This is a genomic window from Alkanindiges illinoisensis DSM 15370 (assembly GCF_000619845.1).
Taxonomy (GTDB): Bacteria; Pseudomonadota; Gammaproteobacteria; order Pseudomonadales; family Moraxellaceae; genus Alkanindiges; species Alkanindiges illinoisensis.
The window spans coordinates 225,144-242,863 of sequence record NZ_JHUX01000003.1; the positions used below are offsets into that span (position 1 = coordinate 225,144).

The window sequence follows — 17,720 nt, forward strand, 5'->3', positions numbered from 1 at the left end:
AGCCTGCACAAGGCAGGCTTAGTTTAATAATAACTTTATTCTACTTTTTCTTTGCGAGCGCGAGGCTTTGGTCTTGGATTAACCAAAGCGGCATTTACACTTGAAGGTAATTCAGAATCAACTTTAGCAATACCGATGCGTTTTATGGCTACTTTAATGGCGGGTACAAATATATTATCCACTTCCTCGGCACCGGCCCCAAAGCCCAGCTCCATTTGCGGCACATAAAATCCCTCATGTATGCCTTTGGCCTTAAGAATAAGCGTAACAATTTCTTGTATAGATAGAGAGGGCACAGAGTCGTTAGCAGAGTCATTAACTGAATGTGACATTTTTAACTCCTAATTTTTGTGATTGATCACTGAAAGTAACCATAGCCTGATCCTGTACCTTGACTTCAATAACGTGCTGGTGGTGATGTTGATGCAAAATTTCATGTTCAACGCAAGTCGTGACCGCCTTAACCACCAGTTCATTTAAGTTGATACCATCCTGATAGGCTTTTTCAGCGGCCTTGCGATGTAATTCGGCACCTAAACGTACATTAAAACTTCCACTGAACGGTTTTTCTGGCTGAATACCTTTACCTTGGCAATAGTCCAGATAACTATCCACAGCTTCTTTAAACGCTGCCTTTAGTTCATCCATCGTATCGCCGCAGTACAGTATTTTGGATTGGATATAAAGAATTTCACCTACCAGGCAGTTATCCTCAACGCTTGGTTCAATAGATCCGGTAAAACCTTTATATTTATAAATGTTATTCATGTTTATGCTCCGATACCTAAAGATTTAAGAAACATTCTCGCTTTTTTGACATACTCAACCTTAAGCTGATCGTCTGGATGCGGCTTAAGAAATTGTAGAACTACGGCGGGGTTGTCGGCTTTATAGAAAATGCAGTGAGAACTTCCCCGGCCATTAAACTCAAGTGTAAAGCCAAGCTGGTTCATCAGCGTGACAAAATCTTTCCACTTAAAGTTTTTAGGGGGTGGATCAGCAAAAAAGCGAGTTAATAACTTATCAGCTTTGGTCACTTATTCTCTCTTTAAAGTGTAAGTTTTGCAACTAGATTTTAGTTGCAAATAAGTGCTTAATACATCCAAATTTTGAAGCAATTGTGTAAAAATGAATTAACCTTTTACCTGTAACCCATTTCTAAACTTACCAGCGATCTACCGTTGACCACCAAAATACCCAGCCCAATACCCTAAAATCATTGAGCTTATCGCCGAATAAATCTTCGTCCTCATATTCATCACGGTTATGGCTACGCAGTCTTACACCGCCACCAGGCAGGCGATACAGGTATTTAATCCGCAACATGCCACCATGGAACATGGCGTATATTTTCCCATCCCTAATGGGCAATTGGGCTTTACTGATGTCTATGCCAATGGTCGCGCCATCCCGGATCAAATCTTCCATGCTCGTGCCACTATTCTTGGCACAGGCTGCATCTTCAATTCGCACACCAGCTGCTTCCAGTGTTGCGCGCAGGAAACGTAATTTACGTTGGGCATTCATACCCACCTGAATCAGGAAAGACCCATCACCAGCAGCAAAAGACACATCATCAAAAAAGGGCAGATCTACTTCATCTGGATCAGGTTCATCACCATCTTCCCATGGCTCCAAGGCCATTAAATGACTTTTCCATGGTTCACCTTGAATTTGACCTTGCGACTGGCCAGACTGGCTTTGGGTCATGTTGCCCATGCTTTGGGATTGGGAGAGTGGGCGCATCTCACCTACACCTGAAAGTAACCATTCAGCATTAATTCCAAGAAAAGCTGCAATAAGGGGAATCTTAGACGTTTCTGGAATTGCCTCACCATTAATCCATTTACCAGCACCTTTATCAGAGACACCAAATTCTTTACTTAAAACACGAGCACGCCCACGTACTGGATATCCTTGTTCATCCATTGCCAAGTTAAGACGACTGGCAAATTCCTCTTTGACTTTTTCAAGTTCACTTTTCATAAAAAATACTCAAATACTTTTTTCTTCATTTATTCAAATGAACCATAGGTTCAATCATGAATTATCTTGAAAGAACTTTCAGTTCCTGATATTGTTGAACCTAAAGTTCAATATTGGGTTTAAATTATGCAAACTATCAAAGAGGTCATCAGTCAGGCTGGTGGGGTTCCTGTAGTTGCAGAAGCTGTAAATTTGTCTGAGCGGGCAATTTATAAGTGGATAAACAGAAATTCTTTACCTCGTTCTGAGTACACAGGTGAAACCACATATTCAAAGAAAATTTCTGAGCTCACCTCTGGCCAGCTTGCCCCAGAAACCTTGCTAGAAATTGGTCGGCCAAAACCAGCCACCGCCTAACCATCCACAGGAAGGATTCACCATGGGGAAAGGACGTCGCCGCAACAGGGGAAACAACATGCGCCAAGTCGCACGGGGCAAGAAAGACGCCTCTATCACCGTACACATGCCGCAAGGCGTAAAGGATCGCTTAGTCGGTCTGGCTGATTGCCAGCGTGCAGGCCAAGGGGCCAGTGAGTACACCTTTGAAAATCTAATCATTCCTCATCTCGAACAAATCGAACATGAAACGAAGGTTAGACAAAAGATTTTTGGTTTAACAGGGAACGAATAAAACGATGCGCAGCACAGCGACCGCAACAAATCTAGGCAATAAAAAACCCCATTAGCAAGCTAACAGGGCTTTTTACGTTCGTTGCGTCAACAACGAACAGTACAGCTAGTCGAAAGGAAATTTAACCATGAGTATAGAAGCAAGTCAATCAACCATCCGTCCACTCACCAACAAGCAGCATGTGGTCGATACTCCGTGTAAGAAATGCGGCACCTTTGTCCGTAATTTTAAAACAAATGCCTGTATTGAATGTGACCGGATCAGGAACCGTGAAGCCTATAGGGCCAAGCATCCTAAGACTGAGCAAAAGTCTAAGCCCTTGCCAGTAGTACAACCAGTGCCGGCACCCAAAAAACCCGGCACACCACCCAAACCATCAGCAGAAGCGCATGCCATTAATTCTGCATTATTTGCCAAGCCTGAACCTGTGCAAAAAGGCGGGGTGTTAAAGCAGCCAACAACTGATGCGGATAGATATTCAGTCAGTGAGCGCTTGGCAGCTGACATGGAAGCCTTTTTTGCTAAAGGTGGCAAAGTGAGCCAGGGGGCAGCATGAGCATACAAGCAAGTCAATTAATAGCGAATCTGGGTGGACGGGCGGCAGCTCACCAGATCCGCAAGCAGGCCCCAGTGGGCGCTGCATATATCGCCCAGTATCAGCTGGCTGGTGGTCGCATTACCCATTATTACGATGACCGGTTCCGACTTTATCAAGACGGCCATTGGGCTTTTGTGGGTATTCAGCAATATGCCGGTATCAAAAACAACAGCATGTTTACTACCCAGTGCGAGTTACGCGATCTGCATAAAGCGCTGGAATCATTGCCAGCTGCCAATCTTGATAAAACACCGGATTGCCCTAAATGCAGTAACACCAAAGTTTTGCTGACTGCATGCCAGGATCATGTTGTACGGCTTGCCGAGCAGAACCTCAACAAGTGCAATGGCCGCTGGTGGTGGCGCGCCACTGCCATATTTTTCTTTGCTCTAAATATTATCCAGATGGCCACTGGCCAAGGATGGTCACTATGAATCGTTATGAAGAACGGCCGACTAAAGCACCCAATTTGCAGCTACTTGAGGTGCACCAGTATCACCAGCTGGCCTTAAACCTGCTGGAAGAAATGATGGAAGTTTGCCGCGCTAACCTGCGTAAAAATGACCATCCGGTTAAAAATGCCATGGTGCTGCGGGATGCCTGGCGCAAACAGATGGTTAAGAAATTCAAGGTGGGTTACGAACAGGCCTTGTTAATTGAAAAAAGCCTTCACCAGCATGATTGCATTGAGTTTTCACTGCAATACACTTACCCAAAAGTTAAAGAGGAAGCCAAGTCAGTTGAGCTGACACTGGCCGAAAAATTCTTTTGTCAGGCTTGCAAAAAATATAAAGGCATCCCGCATAGCTACCGTCGCTATTACGTGGGCGACCAGGTTAACTTTACCCAAAAAGGCCAGGCTGGTGGTATTGCCACAAATCAGGTGGGCAGCATTCAGGCCATTATCGGCCGCATGTTCGAGATAGCCACAGCTACTCGGTATGTTCATCAGCACATGGATAGCGTGACCCCGATCTGGGCACCCACACCACTCATGTATAGCAGTTTTGGCCAGTGCTGGTGTGACATCGATCCAGAGTATTTGCCAGGGGGTGCTCAATGCTAAGGCACCCTATTAAACCTACAGTCAACAATCACGTGGACGAGTTTATCGCCACCGGTGGCAAAATTAGTCCAGCCACCAATTCCGGAAAACTCACCATTGGCCAACAGGCCGAGCGAGATCGAGCACGCTGCCGTAGCGTCAAGGGGCGTGCTGCATGAGCTTCCATAGAATTCCCCGTCGAGGTAATAAGCCCCGGCCATTATCAGCTCGTGAACTCCGGGAGCAGACTTATTTCCAAAAGATCAATTTAGAGAAAATCGCAGCCATTGATGCTTACATTCTGGAATGTGAGAAGCAGGGCGGCGTAACCGTTTTATTTACAGCCCAGGCTGTCAAGTAGGGAGTTTGCAATGACAGCACCATTAATACCCGACAACATTGATTTGCGGGACTTTGCCTATATGCCACTGGATGTGGTGAGGTTGCGTGATAGTGACTTTACCGCGCTCACCAGTGCCGAGGCATTTCGTTCAGGCCTGCTGCTGTGGTGTGCAGCCTGGCACCAGGTTCCAGCAGGCAGCCTGCCAGCTGACGACCGTGTGTTATCCAATCTGGCCGGCTATGGCCGTGTCGTTAAAGAATGGCTCAATATTAAAGACGAGGCACTACATGGCTGGGTACTATGCGAGGACGGCCGCTATTATCATCCAGTTATCTGTGAAAAAGCACAGGAAAGCTGGGCAGGCAAACAACGTCATCACTACGCTAAATTTGCAGATCGCCTACGGAAAGCCAATAAGAAACTGGAAGAAAGCGGACTGCCATCCGTAGAAATTCCAACGCTTGAATTATGGATTGCCGCAGGAAGTCCAGCAGAATGGCAAACTATTTCCGAAGATTCCAAGCCTAATTCCAAAGAATCCGGTAATCATTCCACTGGAAATAAAAATAGTTCCGGTGGAAATCCTACGGAAAATGCTCTTAAGGGAAAGGGAGAAGTAAGGGATAGGGAAAGGGATAATATATCTTTAGAAAAAAATAAAAAAAATCCCGATGGGTTTTTAACGGCAGAGCAGGCAAGTGCATTGTGGGTACCTAACCTTGAGCACCTCAACAGCTTGATGGCCGAAAGGAATTATCCACCTGTTGGCCAGACAGAGCTGGACGATCAGCTTGCAGACTTCAACCGCAACAACCACGGTAAGGGCCACACTGAAAACCAGCTCTATTTGCATCTTCGTGTCTGGATCGTGAATGCCCGGAGAAAAGCTCAAGTTCAACCAGCTGGCCAAAAACCAGCGAAACCCTCAAAACCGCAACAGCAAAAGGATACTTCGCAGTTCCAAACAGAATCACCTATCCCTAAAAACCCAGTTTTTGATGATATGGCAGATTGGGAACAGTTTGGCTGCGGCTACACCGTAGGCCAGATCCGCGAGAATATTCAGGAAGGGGAAACCCCGGAGAAGTGTCTTGCTCGGCTGATCAAGGGCAAAGTGGCCAACGATACCATGGCCAAGCAGCTTGAGCGTGAAGCAGAGCAGGCCGCACAGCAGGAAGCCCAGCAACGTGCAGCACAGGCCGAGGCTGACCTACTGGCCAAACAACAACAGCGCCAGCCTAGATCAGGTGCAGCATGATTTATTGCCAGCAAACACACCGTTACTACAGCACCATCGGTGGCTGGTGGCCATGCGAAGTGACAGCACTACTTTCCATGCACCGGGATGGATATACACCATACCAAATGGCTTTTGTACTGGATCGGTCTTATTACGCGGTATTTAGCAAGCTAAACAGACTGGTGGCCAAATGAAGCCAGTTAGTGACTCGCTTGCCGGATCTGCCCTAGTACTGGCCCAGCTGGAGCTGGCAGTTCGGGAAGCGCGAGAAATGTTTAAACAGCGCTGTGCTGAAGAAAATTTAAGTGACTATCACATTTACGAAATACAACAAACCGCCAAGGTGGCTGTTAAGCGTCAATTGCAGGGGGTATTAAGTGAAATTTAAGACTTTTGGAAATCTGATGTTGTTACTCCAGATTTTCATATTTGCCATTAGCCTTTTAGCTTTTATGGTTCGGCCAGGGCTGGCCACTTTTATATTTGTCCTTGGCTATGTCGGCTGGTTATTTTTTTTGGCTACGGAAATGGCAAGGGATGAGCGTTTACATGATGAATGGGAGCGCCTTAATTGACCAGCATGTCTATTGAGGAGTACCGCCGCAGGTTTGCTCCAGCGGCGAAGTCAGGCAAGCAGGCCAAGCCTAAAAAACCCTCTAAATATAACAATCAGGCCGTGGAAATTGACGGTTTTAAGTTTGATTCAAAAAAAGAAGGTCAGCGGTATCAGGCTTTAAAACTGCTGGTACAGGCTGGCCAGATCACGGATCTACGCATGCAGGTTAGTTATGTACTAAACGAGGCCGTTAAATACGAAGGGGAAAAGCGAAAAACACCAGCAATGAAATATATCGCAGATTTTGTCTATACCGATGCTACTGGCCAGCTGGTGGTTGAGGACGTGAAAAGTGCAGTTACCCGTAAATTGCGGCCATACCGCATGAAAAAACATTTGATGCTGACGGTGCACGGCATTGAGATCAGGGAAGTTTAAGGGGTAATTATTATGGTAGTAGCAGTAGAGCGTTTTGATTTTATCGAGTTTTTAAGACTGGCCATTGCCGATACTGAAGGCAATCCACGTAGTAAAATTACCCGGTCAGTGGTACTTGGTGAATTAGGCCTGTTATCTGACTGGCCGAAAATGTGGGCAGGTCTTTTAGTTACCCATATCGAGCGCGAGCGTATTGCTGTGATTACACCATCACAGCGCCAGCATATTGATATGATCAGTAAATATGATTTTAACTATGAATGGAAACGCCGTATTGCGGATAAGCCAGGTACTGTGGAAATCAAACAGGGGTCCATTAAGTCAGGTGACTTTTACCGCATCAGAAACCATATTGCTGGTGTGATTGAAAAAATCATGATTAAAAATGGTTTTCAGCCCAACCACTGTAATGGCACCGTGATCAAGGTGGCCAAGCAGCTGGCCGAGCTGGTGCTGATGAGCCATTTATTCGGGAAGGGCATGTGCGCTCATTGCAGTGGTATTGGCAAGCATGAGGTTTATGAACATGGCAAGTCAGTCGGCATTACCAAGTGCACGCGCTGTAATGGCACAGGCAAGATCCCGTACACCATTAATGAGAAATTAAAATTAATGGGGCTTAGTGCCATGCATAAATCTAACTATTCCCGTCGATATGCGTTCTATGAGCGTGTCGGAGAATCTATAATTACCCAGTGGAATATTACCATTGGTGACCATTTAAGACGTTCATTCGATAATGAACAAAAAGTAACCTAACTTACAAACTGTTGACACAAAGGCAACGCTTTGATATAAGTTTCCCTATAATGGGCGTTTTCGTAAGTGCAGCGCCAATCAGCCTGTTTATAGCCCGGTCTTCCAAAATTCCGGGCTTTTTTTATGCCTATAATAAAAGGTGGACTATGCATAAAGGTTTAACCATGTACTCCAGTGATGCGATTCCTCCAGTACATCCACCTGTTCCCGTTAAGCCTTGCCCATTTTGTGGTGGTCATGCAGTTGCATCATCATGGATTGAGGAAGTAGAAGATTGGGAAGTATTTGCAGCTGATGTGTGTTGCCATGACTGTGGTGCAAAAATTGAATCCAATTGCAAATTTGTTGATGACCGTGATGCGATGGTATTGAGTGTCATTGAGGCCTGGAACAAGCGCGTATAACAGAATAGTAGGGACCTCTGCCTCAAGGCGTCACATGGCAAGTGGGCGGCTCTGATAACAAACCGTGACGGAAACTTTTTTTACATCATTAAATAATTAATTTATAAAGTCGTTAAATCTAATGAGCTATGTAATATGAATAAAAATTTATTTGCCTTGGTATTGGTATCGCTAACTTTAACAGGCTGTACTGCTGGTATTCAGAATGGGCTGGCTCAAGCCTATGGCGTAAAAAATTATCAGGATACTAATGCACCGCAAAAAGCCAGGTTGCGAGTTATTAAGGGTGATTTGCAATCTTATGAAATTTATCCTTCAGGCTGCTTAACAACACAAGATACCGAAAGGGGATCGTTGAATACACCTGTTGTTTCATCCGGTAGTCTTAAAGACCAGCTAAATGGTAAAGCAAGAATTCATCAGGAAAAGCTTCTAGGTATGCCTTTTCCACCAAAAGTGGATAATGGATATTTTTATGAATTTAATGTCCCTGCTAATAAAAAAATGGTTCTTAACTTCCTAAGTCGCAAGATTGATGGAACTCAGGTACTTAACTGTAGTCAATATCGCGCTGTTACTTTTGAACCTGGTAAAGATTATGAGTTAAGAGATGTTCCAACAGGAATGTATAGCTGCTCATTCTCAATTACTGAAATTCAAACTGATGGCAGCCGGATTGATCATAAACAGCAAAAACTGATAGATCGAAAAGAAGCAACCTGCAAAAACAGTTAGTGAGTTAATTCTTTAAAAAATTTGGATTAACAGAAATTTGAACCCAGCCGCCCAGCCGGGTTTTTTTACGCCTATAGAAAAGGACTTCACCATGTCACGTGAGCAGATTCGGCATGCCAAGGCCGAGCTTGATCATCTAGGTTCTTGTACACAAGCAGGCAAGACACCAGAGCAGCTGGCCGAGATGGATAACAAGTTTTATGCAGCGCTGGATAAAAAAGCCCAGTTAGAGCGCCAGCTGTACGATGCCAATGCTCGCCGATTTGGCAGGCCAACCATGCGTGAACTGGAAGTATTGGCACGTTGTTCAAATCATAAATTTTAAGTGTTGTGCTTGGGTGAGCGTATTGCACCAGCCGGCTGCTGTTTGAAACGGGGCAGCAGTCGGTATTTTTTTATTTGCTTAATAATTTCTCTAAGTGTTGGCAGGCCAGCACACCATATTTTTCACGTAGCTGCTTATTGTTGAGTACATGCAGGCAAACAGCCTGGTCAAAATCATTTGCGGCCGCACGTTGCTCCAGTCGTTCACGCTGTTCTTTTTTGCGTTGTGCTGCTGACTTGCCAGATTTATCAATTTTGGGTGGACGGCCAACCGGATTCTTAAACAGATCCGCCGTGTATTTATCCTTTTCCATATTCTTATAGCTCACTGGACAGAGCATAAATTTTAACCTAATTAAATGTGACTGTCACAAATAATTATTGACTGGCCAAAAGGCATTTTGGGGTGCTGCACATGGATCGTGGATACGGGATGTATTTCGTGCTGGCCGCTTTGGTTTTGCTGGCCAGTTTATTTATTTACCTTGCTGTTAGTTTTCCGGTGTTTTTATGACTGACCTCGTTAGACCATTCCCACCAGTAAATTTTCTGGATCAGGCTAAAGCAGATTTGGAATCCGGGCTTGACCCAGCGGTTGAGCTTATCCCTGCACCTGAAGTGCTGTCCTGGGTAAAACGTACGTTCCTAAAAATTGGCAGTCCACTGTATAACCCGGAGCATGAACATATTTCTCTATTGGTTGAGTCAATTGAAGAAGATAAAGGCTTTTTAACCTTTGCCTGGGCATCCGCACCGGCTAAAAATAAAAATAGCCTGGTGCTTGGCCAGTGTGAGCGTGTGGCCTTTCGTGCCGGTGGCTGGCAGAAAGCACGCCAGGAACAACAAATGCGTGAATGGTTTGGTTTTACACCCACGTACCTTATTACGCTCGATGCGAGTTTTTGTGAAACGGCTACCGATCGGGAGTTTTGTGCACTGGTTGACCATGAGCTTTGTCATATCGGTGTAGAGCGCGATGAAGATGGCGAGATGATTACCAGTAATGTCACTGGCCTGCCAAAGCATCGTTTGGTCAATCACGATGTTGAGGAGTTTTTCGATACCGTCAGGCGTTGGGGTGCAAACAGCGATACCAAGCGACTGGCCAACATTGCTAACACTGCACCGTTTGTGCCGGATACTGAAGTGGAACGGGGCTGCGGGGCAGTCGTTATCAAGTGAGCTTCGGCTCATTTTTTTTGCCTTGTAGGTCTTACCTAGACTTACAAAGGGGGAGTAATGGCAGTTTTAAAAGAGCCAGTAAAAATATTTATTGTTCAAGCTCTTGCCTGCCGTGACCGACCTCAGGAAGTGGTAGACGCGGTAAGACAGGAATTTGGTGTTGATATTCCATTGCAGCAATGCGCTGCCTATGACCCAACAAGGCCTACGTGCCGCAAATTAAGTGCTGACCTAAAAAAGCTTTTCTTTGACACACGAGAGAAGTTTGACGCTGGTTTGATTGATATTCCGATTGCCAATAAGCATTACCGGCTTAAGCAGTATCAGAAGCAATTGGAGCGCAACAGTAGAAATACCACAATGTCGCTCAAGATTCTGGAGCAGGCCGCAAAGGACGTGGGTGGCCAGTACACCAATCGGCAGGAAGTAACCGGCAAGGATGGTGAGCCACTTCACCCACCAGCCAATGTTCCATTGGATGACTATATAGCAGCACGGGAGCAATTGAAGGATGAGTACTGATCCTGCCCGTGACTTGGCCATACGAGTTGAGGCGCGGGAAGACTTTTACTTTTTCTCGCGCTATATGTTCAAGGAACGCCGTAAGTATAAGTGGCTGCACAACGACCATCACCGCCAGATCTGTGACGCACTCATGAAGGTTTTTCGCGGTGAAACCAGGCGGCTGATTATCAATATCCCACCTCGCTATTCTAAAACCGAGCTGGCCGTAATCAATTTTATGGCTTGGTGTTTTGGCCGTGTGCCTGATTGTGAATTTATTCATATCAGTTATTCGGCAAAGCTGGCCGCGAATAATGCAGCCCAGACCCGTAATCTGGTGCGTGAGCCGGCTTACCTTAAAGTGTTTCCGGATCTGGCGCTAAAAGATGATAGCCAGGCTAAAGACGATTGGCGCACCACAGCTGGAGGCGTTTGTTATTCACAGGGTACTGGCGGCACCATCACCGGCTTTGGTGCTGGTAAATTCCGGCAACAGTTTGGCGGTGCCATTATTATTGATGATCCGCACAAGGCGGACGAGGCCAGCAGTAAAACCATCCGTGAGGGTGTAATTGAGTGGTTCCAGAATACACTGGAGTCGCGTACTAACTCACGGGACACACCCATCATTGTGATCATGCAGCGCCTGCATGAGGAAGATTTAGCCGGCTGGCTACTGGGTGATCGGGGCGAGGAGGGTACGCCTGTAGCGGGTGGCAATGGTGAAATATGGGAGCATTTGTGTTTGTCGGCCATTAAGCCTGATGGCACTGCACTCTGGCCAGCCAAGCATGATATTCAAACCCTGCACCGCATGGAGCTGGCGGCACCTTATGTATTTGCTGGCCAGTATCGGCAACTTCCATCACCACCAGCGGGTGGGTTCTTCAAGCCTGACAACATGGAAATTGTGGATGCCTTGCCGGCAACCGCTGACCGGTCATGCCGTGCATGGGATTTGGGCGCCACTGAAAATGAGGGTGATCCGACTGCTGGTGTACGTCTTACTGATGGTAAGGACGGTTACTGGTATGTCGTAGGCGTAGAGCATGGCCAGCTGGGGCCAGAGAATGTGGAAAAACGGATTAAATCAACTGCTGCGACTGATGGCAAGGCGGTCAGAATCCGCTTGCCACAAGATCCTGGGCAGGCTGGTAAGGCACAGGCCAAGTCATTTATCAAAATGCTTTCAGGCTATCAGGTCAAGGCTGAAACCGTATCGGGTGATAAGGCCACACGTGCCGCGCCGTTTGCTGCCCAGGTCAATGTGGGTAATGTTCGCTTGCTCCGGGGTGACTGGAACAAGGCTTTCATTGAGGAGCTGCGTAATTTTCCTAATGGTAAGCATGATGATCAGGTGGACGCTGCATCTGATGCGTTCAACGACTTAAACGACATTATGCCAGGGCAAGGCCTATTTGACTTTATTGCACAGCAGGCACAACAACAGGCAGAGCGTGAAGCAGCCGAGCAGGAACAACAGGCGCAAGCCGAATCACAAGGGGGTAATTCATGGCTACAGCAAGCGGTGGCAAGGTAACAGCCTTAGCAGCTGACTTTGTGCAGCGTGTTGCAGCTGGTTTTCATACTGCAATCACTGGGAAGGCACCAGACTGGTTTGGCCCGTCTGATCCGACCCCAGCCGTTGCACCGGAAGGTACAGCCGGACGCCAGTTTGATTATGGCACCGGCATTAACATGAACAACACGCCACGCCAGGGCGAGCTATTCGGCTTTAATGTGATGCGTACACTGGCCGATTCATCGGATTTGCTGCGTGTCATTATTGAGCGCCGCAAGGACCAGATTGTCCGCATGGACTGGACTATTAAAGTTCGGGATAAAGCCGGCACGGTGGGTGATGAGTCAGCGACACCAGATCCACGTTGTGACCAGGTGGCGGAGTTTTTACGCTTTCCTGATCTGGAGCACGACTGGGCAACCTGGCTGCGTATGCTGCTGGAAGATCTACTGGTAATTGATGCTCCGACGGTTTACCCGCGTAAAACCAAGGGCGGTGATTTATATTCGCTGGAGCCAGTGGACGGTGCCACCATTAAGCGTGTGCTCGATGTGTACGGCCGAACACCCATTAATGGTGAAACAGCCTATCAGCAAATCCTGAAGGGCATGCCGGCCGTAGATTATGCCCATAATGAGCTGTTTTACCTGCCACGTAATCCACGCACCCATAAAGTGTATGGTTACTCGCCAGTTGAGCAGATCGTCAATATCATTACCCTGGCGTTGAACCGGCAAACCTACCAGACTGCCTACTATACCGATGGCAGCACCCCTGACCTGATTTTTCAGGTGCCTGATGCGTGGACCGTGGAGCAAACCAAACAGTTCACGGACTGGTGGAATGATCTGTTGTCAGGGAATTTGACGGAACGGCGTAAAACCCGGTTCGTGCCAAACGGTGTAAAGCCGGTTGATACTAAGGAAAAAGCGCTGACCGATCAGGCTGACGAGTGGATTGCCCGGGTGGCATGTTTTGCTTTTGGTATTTCACCACATGGCTTTGTTAAAGAAGTGAACCGGGCCACGGCAGAAACTGCACAGCAGGCCTCACAATCGGAAGGCCTTGCGCCGCTCATGATGTGGGTTAAATCCATGATGGACCGCATTATCAGTGCCTATTTTGGCAGTGATCTTGAGTTCATTTGGCAGTCTGACGAAATGGTCGCGCCTAAGGATCAGGCCGAGATTGATTCCAAGTATGTAACCGCCAAGATCCTGACCGCCGACGAGGTACGCGCCAAGCGGTTTGGTTTGGGTGCATTACCTAAAGAGATGTCGCCAGATCCACCAGCTGATCCGGAGCAACCAGATCCACCAGAGGCAAATCCTGCCAAGGAGAAAGTGGCCAAGGCAAAAAAGCCGGTGAGCCTGATCAACCGGGATCGGGCGATAGTCACGGAAACAGTCACGGCCATTCAGGCGGAGTTAGTAAGCTTCTTTGCAGTGGAGTCGGAGCTGCTGGCCAGCGATGTGATAGCAGCACTGGAAGCGGAAGCACTTGGCAAGGCTACTGACAATAACGGTATTATCGGCAAGATTTTAAATACATTGTCGTTTGGTCGCTGGCAGACTCTGGTGGACGGGTTTAAGGCGCGCCTTCAGGTGGTGGCACTGGATGGCGTGAACGAGGCATTTTTTCAGGTCGGTATAGATCCGGAGAATATGGAAGATGCCTTATCACTGGCCAATCAGAAAGCGATTGATTATGCCAATGAACGGGCAGCTGAACTGGTTGGCATGCGCTGGCAGAATGGCGAGCTGGTCGAAAATCCCAGCCCGCTATATTCCATCACTGAAAGCACCCGTGACATGCTGCGTAGTAAAGTCACACAAGCCATGGAGGAGGGCTGGAGCAATGACACACTGGCCAATGAGATCAAGGCTGATTACGCCTTCAGCGCTGAGCGTGCCGATTCTATCGCACGTACAGAAACGGCCATCGCTGATGTTGAGGGTAATGTGGCCGCTTATGAGGAATCCGAGCTGGTCGAGTCCAAGCAGTGGCTCACTGCACCAGGCTGCTGCCCGAAATGTGCAGCACTCTCTGGAGTAATTGTCCCGCTGAATGAATATTTTGTGGTGGGGAGTTTTCGCAAGAATGCCCCGCTGCACCCACATTGCCGGTGTGACATCTTACCGGTGTTAAAAGATTAACCGCCCACTTTATGTGGGTTTTATTTTGCCTGGAGTTTTTATGAAACTGAAAAAACTGTTTGGTGCTATTCAAAAAGTCAACGATCAGGATGACGGCACCATCATTGTTGAAGGGATTGCGTCCACTGAAGAACAGGACGACGACGGCGAAACCATTTTGGCCAACGCCATTAAAACCGCCATTCCCGACTATATGAAGTTTGGGGCGGTGCGTGAAATGCACAAACCTCAAGCTGCTGGTACAGCACTGGACATCAGCGTGGGTGATGATGGCGTCACAGTCATTAAAGCCCATATTGTTGATGCTGAAGCCATTAAGAAGGTTAAAACCAACGTCTACAAGGGTTTTAGTATCGGTGGCAGTGTTACCGAGCGCGATACAGTCAATAAAACCATCATTACCGGGATTAACCTGGTAGAAGTTTCTCTGGTGGATCGGCCTGCAAATCCTTCAGCAGTAATCACCTGTTATAAGGCAGATGGGATTGATCCAGCAGATCTAGAAGATAACCCGGAAAAACTGGAAAAAGCAGCTGGTACAGATGACCTGAACAAGAGCATGTATCAGATCAAAGATTTTTCAACAATTTTACGGGATTTGTCATACCTGATTCAGGATGCCCAGTGGGAGAGTGAGTGCTATGCAGACAATTCTAATATTCCCGTCCAGCTGGTTGAGTGGCTTAAATCAGGCGTTTCAATCTTTAACCAGTTCTCTGAGCAGGAATCTGCAAAACTTGTCACGTCTGTTGAGAACATTGTCAAAGCTAAGCAGCTGGGCGGATCAGACGTGTTGGCCAAAGCCGGCACCAAGTTTTCAAAAGCCACTAAAGAACAACTGGCCGACATTCATAAAACCCTCAAGGAATGTGACGGCAAGCTTGCTGCACTCGGCTACGATGCGGCAGCAGACGATGATGCAGCGGAAGATGCGACCACGAAAGCAGCTGATTCAGAGGCTTTGCAGAAAGTACGCTCTGAGCACGATCTGACCAAGGCAGACCTGACTAAAGTTCAGGGTGAGCGCGACGCACTGGCCAAACGGGTGAAAGAACTGGAAGCCCAGCCGGAAGACCCTAAGGGAGCAGTCATGGATTTAACCAAGTCTGCTGATATGAAACAGCAAGAATTTAATGTGCAGCCGGTGGTGGATGCCACGGGCGAAGTGCATGAAGCCGCCTCGCTCATTAAGGCGATTCATGCAGCACCACTCAAATTGGCGTAATTCATAGCGCCCTATTTCACTGCACCTACGGGTGCTTTTTTACTTTATGGAGAACAGGCAATGCCTAAACCAGCAAATCTGGAACAAACACTGGACGCTATGAAAGCAGCACAGGCGTCCGCCATGCAAAACACGGATCTGACCAAATCCTTTACCCAGCCTGGTAGCGCGACTACAGGTCTTCAGGCGTATGATCTGGAAGGTCCATCCAAGAAGTTTTACCCAGTAGAAACCCCGCTGCGTAATTCCATTCCACGTATTACTGGTGGCTATGCGATTCAGGCAAACTGGAAAGTTATCACCAATATCAACGTACAAAATCAGCGTGCCGGTGTGGGTGAAGGCCAGCGCGGCGGCAAAATCCAGCATCAAACCGATGATTATTTTGCATCGTTCCGTGGCTTTGGTCTGGAAAACGATGTGACGTTTGAAGCCAATTATGCCTCCAAGAATTATGAAGACGTGAAAGCACTGGCAGTTGCCCAGACGCTGGAAGCGACCATGATTCAGGAAGAACGTCTGATTTTAGGTGGTAATACCTCTTTGGCCATGGGACAAACGCCCACACCAGTACTGGCTGCTGTTGCCAATGGCGGTACATTAACTGCTGCAACCAAGTCAATTATTTGTATTGCGTTAGGTCTACAGGCCTACCTTGATGTGGTTGGTATGAATAATGGCGGTATTGGCCAGATTTTCGATGCAGCCTTTGCTCAGGTGCCAGGACAAATTGTGCGTACCAATGCGGATGGTTCTACATCCACCTTTGGTGGCGGTTCTGCCCGTAAGTCAGCAGCTGCTACAGTCACTGTGGTTAATGGTGGCTCTATCACGGCTACTGTTACACCAGTGAATGGTGCAGTGGGTTATGCCTGGTACATGGGACCTGCCGGATCTGAACGCCTGATTACTGTCACTGCCATTAACAGTGTGATTATTAAGGATGAGCCTCAGGGCGGCGCCCAGCTGGCCAGTAGCATTGCTGATCAGGATAATTCCACCTCCAGCTATGACTTTGACGGTTTGCTGATCCAGGCATTGAAACCCAATAGCAAGGCGTATGTGAAGTATATGCCGACCGGCACTGCTGGTGTAGGGACCAAGCTCACCAGTGATGGCGCGGGCGGTGTGGTTGAGATCAACGAAGCGCTCTATGCGTTTTACACCCGCTACCGTTTAAGTCCTGATGTGATCTACGTCAGTGCACAGGAATTGCAGGACATCAGCACGCTGATTGTTGGCAATAATGGTGCACCGCTGTTGCAGCTCACTGTGGACGTGAACGATCCATCCAGTATTGTGGCCGGCAAGGTGGTAGGCAGCTACCTGAACAAAATCACCAATACCAAGGTTGAAATCAAGGTTCACCCTAACATGCCAACCGGCACTATTTTCTTCTTCACCCGTAAGCTGCCTTACCAACTGGCCAACGTGGCCAATACGGTACAGATGAAAATGCGCCAGGATTACTACCAGATCGAATGGCCACTGCGTACCCGTAAATATGAATACGGTGTTTACGCAGACGGTGTGCTTCAGCACTATGCGCCATTCTCCATGGGTGTTATCACCAACATTGCCCGTCAGTAATTTTTGCTGGCTCAGTAGTGTTTCACCTTAAAGCCCAGCGGCAACCCTGCTGGGCTTTTCCATTTAAATTCAGGAGTAATAGGCATGCCAAAGTATCAGGCACCCGAACACGTACAATCAGTCAGCGCGGCTGGTGTGGAATATTTGGTAGAAAATGGCCACATTGAAGCGCCATTTGAAATTCAGGCACTTATTCTGCCGCTGGGTTTTGTTCTACTGAATGAAGATCAGTTAAAAGCTGCTGCCATTGCTGAAGCGGAAGCCCAACGTGTGGTTGAAGCTGAAAGACTGGCTCAGGAAGAAGAACAGCGCAAGGCGGCTGAGCTTGCCAAGAATGCTGAAGCGGAACGCAAAAAGGCAGAGGCGGATGCCAAAAAGCAGGCAGCAGCGGAAGAAAAACGCCTGAAGGCAGAGGCGGATGCCAAAGCCGCTGCTGATGCCGAGGCTGCCAAAAACACCCCACCAGCAAAACAGGAATAATC

At 47.6% G+C, this 17,720-nt stretch carries 28 protein-coding genes; 23 read left to right on the forward strand and 5 right to left on the reverse strand.

What is annotated here, in order from left to right:
* Positions 1 to 35: 35 nt before the first annotated feature.
* From Q337_RS0101115 to Q337_RS18195, 4 genes are all read right to left on the reverse strand, one after another.
* Positions 36 to 332: a hypothetical protein gene (locus Q337_RS0101115; protein ID WP_026470012.1), complete on the reverse strand. Its 297-nt coding sequence runs from the start codon at positions 330 to 332 to the stop codon at positions 36 to 38.
* Positions 316 to 768: a type II toxin-antitoxin system HicB family antitoxin gene (locus Q337_RS0101120; RefSeq protein WP_026470013.1), complete on the reverse strand. Its 453-nt coding sequence runs from the start codon at positions 766 to 768 to the stop codon at positions 316 to 318. Before Q337_RS0101120 ends, Q337_RS0101115 begins: the two co-directional genes overlap by 17 nt.
* A gap of 2 nt (positions 769 to 770) precedes the next feature.
* Complete coding sequence (locus Q337_RS0101125; protein WP_026470014.1) at positions 771 to 1,037, reverse strand: type II toxin-antitoxin system HicA family toxin; 267 nt, start codon at positions 1,035 to 1,037, stop codon at positions 771 to 773.
* A 127-nt stretch (positions 1,038 to 1,164) separates the two neighbouring features.
* The gene (locus Q337_RS18195) at positions 1,165 to 1,986 is read right to left on the reverse strand and encodes a S24 family peptidase (protein ID WP_051526469.1); all 822 of its coding nucleotides are present in this window, start codon (positions 1,984 to 1,986) and stop codon (positions 1,165 to 1,167) included.
* Between the two features lie 126 nt (positions 1,987 to 2,112).
* On the opposite strand from Q337_RS18195, the gene Q337_RS0101135 reads away from it, so the two are divergent.
* The 16 genes from Q337_RS0101135 (at position 2,113) to Q337_RS16330 (ending at position 9,060) form a co-directional block, all read left to right on the forward strand.
* On the forward strand, positions 2,113 to 2,343 hold the full coding sequence (locus Q337_RS0101135; protein WP_026470015.1) for a YdaS family helix-turn-helix protein: 231 nt from the start codon (positions 2,113 to 2,115) through the stop codon (positions 2,341 to 2,343).
* A gap of 58 nt (positions 2,344 to 2,401) precedes the next feature.
* Entirely contained in the window at positions 2,402 to 2,617 is a 216-nt protein-coding gene (locus Q337_RS16320; protein ID WP_034279301.1) for a hypothetical protein, read from the forward strand.
* Positions 2,618 to 2,744: 127 nt separating this feature from the next.
* Positions 2,745 to 3,173, forward strand: coding sequence for a hypothetical protein (locus tag Q337_RS0101145; protein WP_026470016.1), 429 nt, complete (start codon positions 2,745 to 2,747; stop codon positions 3,171 to 3,173).
* Positions 3,170 to 3,649 carry a hypothetical protein gene (locus Q337_RS0101150; RefSeq protein ID WP_026470017.1) on the forward strand — a complete coding sequence of 160 codons (480 nt, stop codon included), beginning with the start codon at positions 3,170 to 3,172 and terminating at the stop codon, positions 3,647 to 3,649. Before Q337_RS0101145 ends, Q337_RS0101150 begins: the two co-directional genes overlap by 4 nt.
* Positions 3,646 to 4,281, forward strand: a complete 636-nt coding sequence (locus tag Q337_RS0101155) for a hypothetical protein (protein WP_026470018.1) — start codon at positions 3,646 to 3,648, stop codon at positions 4,279 to 4,281. Before Q337_RS0101150 ends, Q337_RS0101155 begins: the two co-directional genes overlap by 4 nt.
* Positions 4,275 to 4,439, forward strand: coding sequence for a hypothetical protein (locus Q337_RS18720; RefSeq protein ID WP_156935669.1), 165 nt, complete (start codon positions 4,275 to 4,277; stop codon positions 4,437 to 4,439). The genes Q337_RS0101155 and Q337_RS18720 overlap by 7 nt, the downstream gene beginning before the upstream one ends.
* Positions 4,436 to 4,621 (forward strand): hypothetical protein, encoded by a 186-nt coding sequence (locus Q337_RS0101165; protein WP_026470019.1) that lies wholly within the window; start codon positions 4,436 to 4,438, stop codon positions 4,619 to 4,621. Before Q337_RS18720 ends, Q337_RS0101165 begins: the two co-directional genes overlap by 4 nt.
* 10 nt (positions 4,622 to 4,631) lie before the next feature.
* A complete protein-coding gene (locus Q337_RS18200; protein ID WP_051526470.1) occupies positions 4,632 to 5,861 on the forward strand; it encodes a DUF1376 domain-containing protein in 1,230 nt (409 codons plus the stop codon).
* Positions 5,858 to 6,037, forward strand: coding sequence for a hypothetical protein (locus tag Q337_RS0101175; protein ID WP_026470020.1), 180 nt, complete (start codon positions 5,858 to 5,860; stop codon positions 6,035 to 6,037). Before Q337_RS18200 ends, Q337_RS0101175 begins: the two co-directional genes overlap by 4 nt.
* Complete coding sequence (locus tag Q337_RS0101180; RefSeq protein WP_026470021.1) at positions 6,034 to 6,231, forward strand: hypothetical protein; 198 nt, start codon at positions 6,034 to 6,036, stop codon at positions 6,229 to 6,231. The genes Q337_RS0101175 and Q337_RS0101180 overlap by 4 nt, the downstream gene beginning before the upstream one ends.
* Before the next feature lie 16 nt (positions 6,232 to 6,247).
* Positions 6,248 to 6,418, forward strand: a complete 171-nt coding sequence (locus Q337_RS18725; protein WP_156935670.1) for a hypothetical protein — start codon at positions 6,248 to 6,250, stop codon at positions 6,416 to 6,418.
* Positions 6,415 to 6,837, forward strand: a complete 423-nt coding sequence (locus Q337_RS0101190; protein ID WP_026470022.1) for a DUF1064 domain-containing protein — start codon at positions 6,415 to 6,417, stop codon at positions 6,835 to 6,837. Before Q337_RS18725 ends, Q337_RS0101190 begins: the two co-directional genes overlap by 4 nt.
* A 12-nt stretch (positions 6,838 to 6,849) precedes the next feature.
* Positions 6,850 to 7,596 carry a DnaJ-like cysteine-rich domain-containing protein gene (locus tag Q337_RS0101195; protein WP_034279142.1) on the forward strand — a complete coding sequence of 249 codons (747 nt, stop codon included), beginning with the start codon at positions 6,850 to 6,852 and terminating at the stop codon, positions 7,594 to 7,596.
* Between the two features lie 146 nt (positions 7,597 to 7,742).
* The gene (locus tag Q337_RS0101200) at positions 7,743 to 8,000 is read left to right on the forward strand and encodes a Lar family restriction alleviation protein (protein WP_169733730.1); all 258 of its coding nucleotides are present in this window, start codon (positions 7,743 to 7,745) and stop codon (positions 7,998 to 8,000) included.
* 135 nt (positions 8,001 to 8,135) lie between these two features.
* Positions 8,136 to 8,735 (forward strand): hypothetical protein, encoded by a 600-nt coding sequence (locus Q337_RS0101205; RefSeq protein ID WP_026470025.1) that lies wholly within the window; start codon positions 8,136 to 8,138, stop codon positions 8,733 to 8,735.
* Positions 8,736 to 8,772: 37 nt separating this feature from the next.
* Positions 8,773 to 9,060 carry a hypothetical protein gene (locus Q337_RS16330; protein ID WP_156935671.1) on the forward strand — a complete coding sequence of 96 codons (288 nt, stop codon included), beginning with the start codon at positions 8,773 to 8,775 and terminating at the stop codon, positions 9,058 to 9,060.
* A gap of 70 nt (positions 9,061 to 9,130) precedes the next feature.
* Here the strand turns inward: Q337_RS16330 and Q337_RS0101215 are convergent, their stop codons facing one another.
* Positions 9,131 to 9,400, reverse strand: a complete 270-nt coding sequence (locus tag Q337_RS0101215; RefSeq protein WP_156935672.1) for a hypothetical protein — start codon at positions 9,398 to 9,400, stop codon at positions 9,131 to 9,133.
* A gap of 169 nt (positions 9,401 to 9,569) precedes the next feature.
* Between Q337_RS0101215 and Q337_RS0101225 the strand changes: the two genes are divergently transcribed.
* The 7 genes from Q337_RS0101225 to Q337_RS16335 all read left to right on the forward strand — a co-directional run bounded on the left by Q337_RS0101225 (position 9,570) and on the right by Q337_RS16335 (position 17,718).
* Positions 9,570 to 10,241 (forward strand): putative metallopeptidase, encoded by a 672-nt coding sequence (locus Q337_RS0101225; protein ID WP_026470027.1) that lies wholly within the window; start codon positions 9,570 to 9,572, stop codon positions 10,239 to 10,241.
* 57 nt (positions 10,242 to 10,298) lie between these two features.
* Positions 10,299 to 10,763, forward strand: coding sequence for a DUF2280 domain-containing protein (locus Q337_RS0101230; RefSeq protein WP_026470028.1), 465 nt, complete (start codon positions 10,299 to 10,301; stop codon positions 10,761 to 10,763).
* Complete coding sequence (gene terL / locus Q337_RS0101235; protein ID WP_026470029.1) at positions 10,753 to 12,285, forward strand: phage terminase large subunit; 1,533 nt, start codon at positions 10,753 to 10,755, stop codon at positions 12,283 to 12,285. The genes Q337_RS0101230 and terL overlap by 11 nt, the downstream gene beginning before the upstream one ends.
* Positions 12,258 to 14,423 carry a phage portal protein gene (locus Q337_RS0101240; protein ID WP_026470030.1) on the forward strand — a complete coding sequence of 722 codons (2,166 nt, stop codon included), beginning with the start codon at positions 12,258 to 12,260 and terminating at the stop codon, positions 14,421 to 14,423. The genes terL and Q337_RS0101240 overlap by 28 nt, the downstream gene beginning before the upstream one ends.
* Positions 14,424 to 14,463: 40 nt before the next feature.
* Positions 14,464 to 15,648 carry an HK97 family phage prohead protease gene (locus Q337_RS0101245; RefSeq protein ID WP_051526471.1) on the forward strand — a complete coding sequence of 395 codons (1,185 nt, stop codon included), beginning with the start codon at positions 14,464 to 14,466 and terminating at the stop codon, positions 15,646 to 15,648.
* A 60-nt stretch (positions 15,649 to 15,708) separates the two neighbouring features.
* Positions 15,709 to 17,238: a hypothetical protein gene (locus Q337_RS0101250; protein ID WP_026470032.1), complete on the forward strand. Its 1,530-nt coding sequence runs from the start codon at positions 15,709 to 15,711 to the stop codon at positions 17,236 to 17,238.
* 84 nt (positions 17,239 to 17,322) lie between these two features.
* A complete protein-coding gene (locus Q337_RS16335; RefSeq protein WP_034279144.1) occupies positions 17,323 to 17,718 on the forward strand; it encodes a hypothetical protein in 396 nt (131 codons plus the stop codon).
* Positions 17,719 to 17,720: the final 2 nt, after the last annotated feature.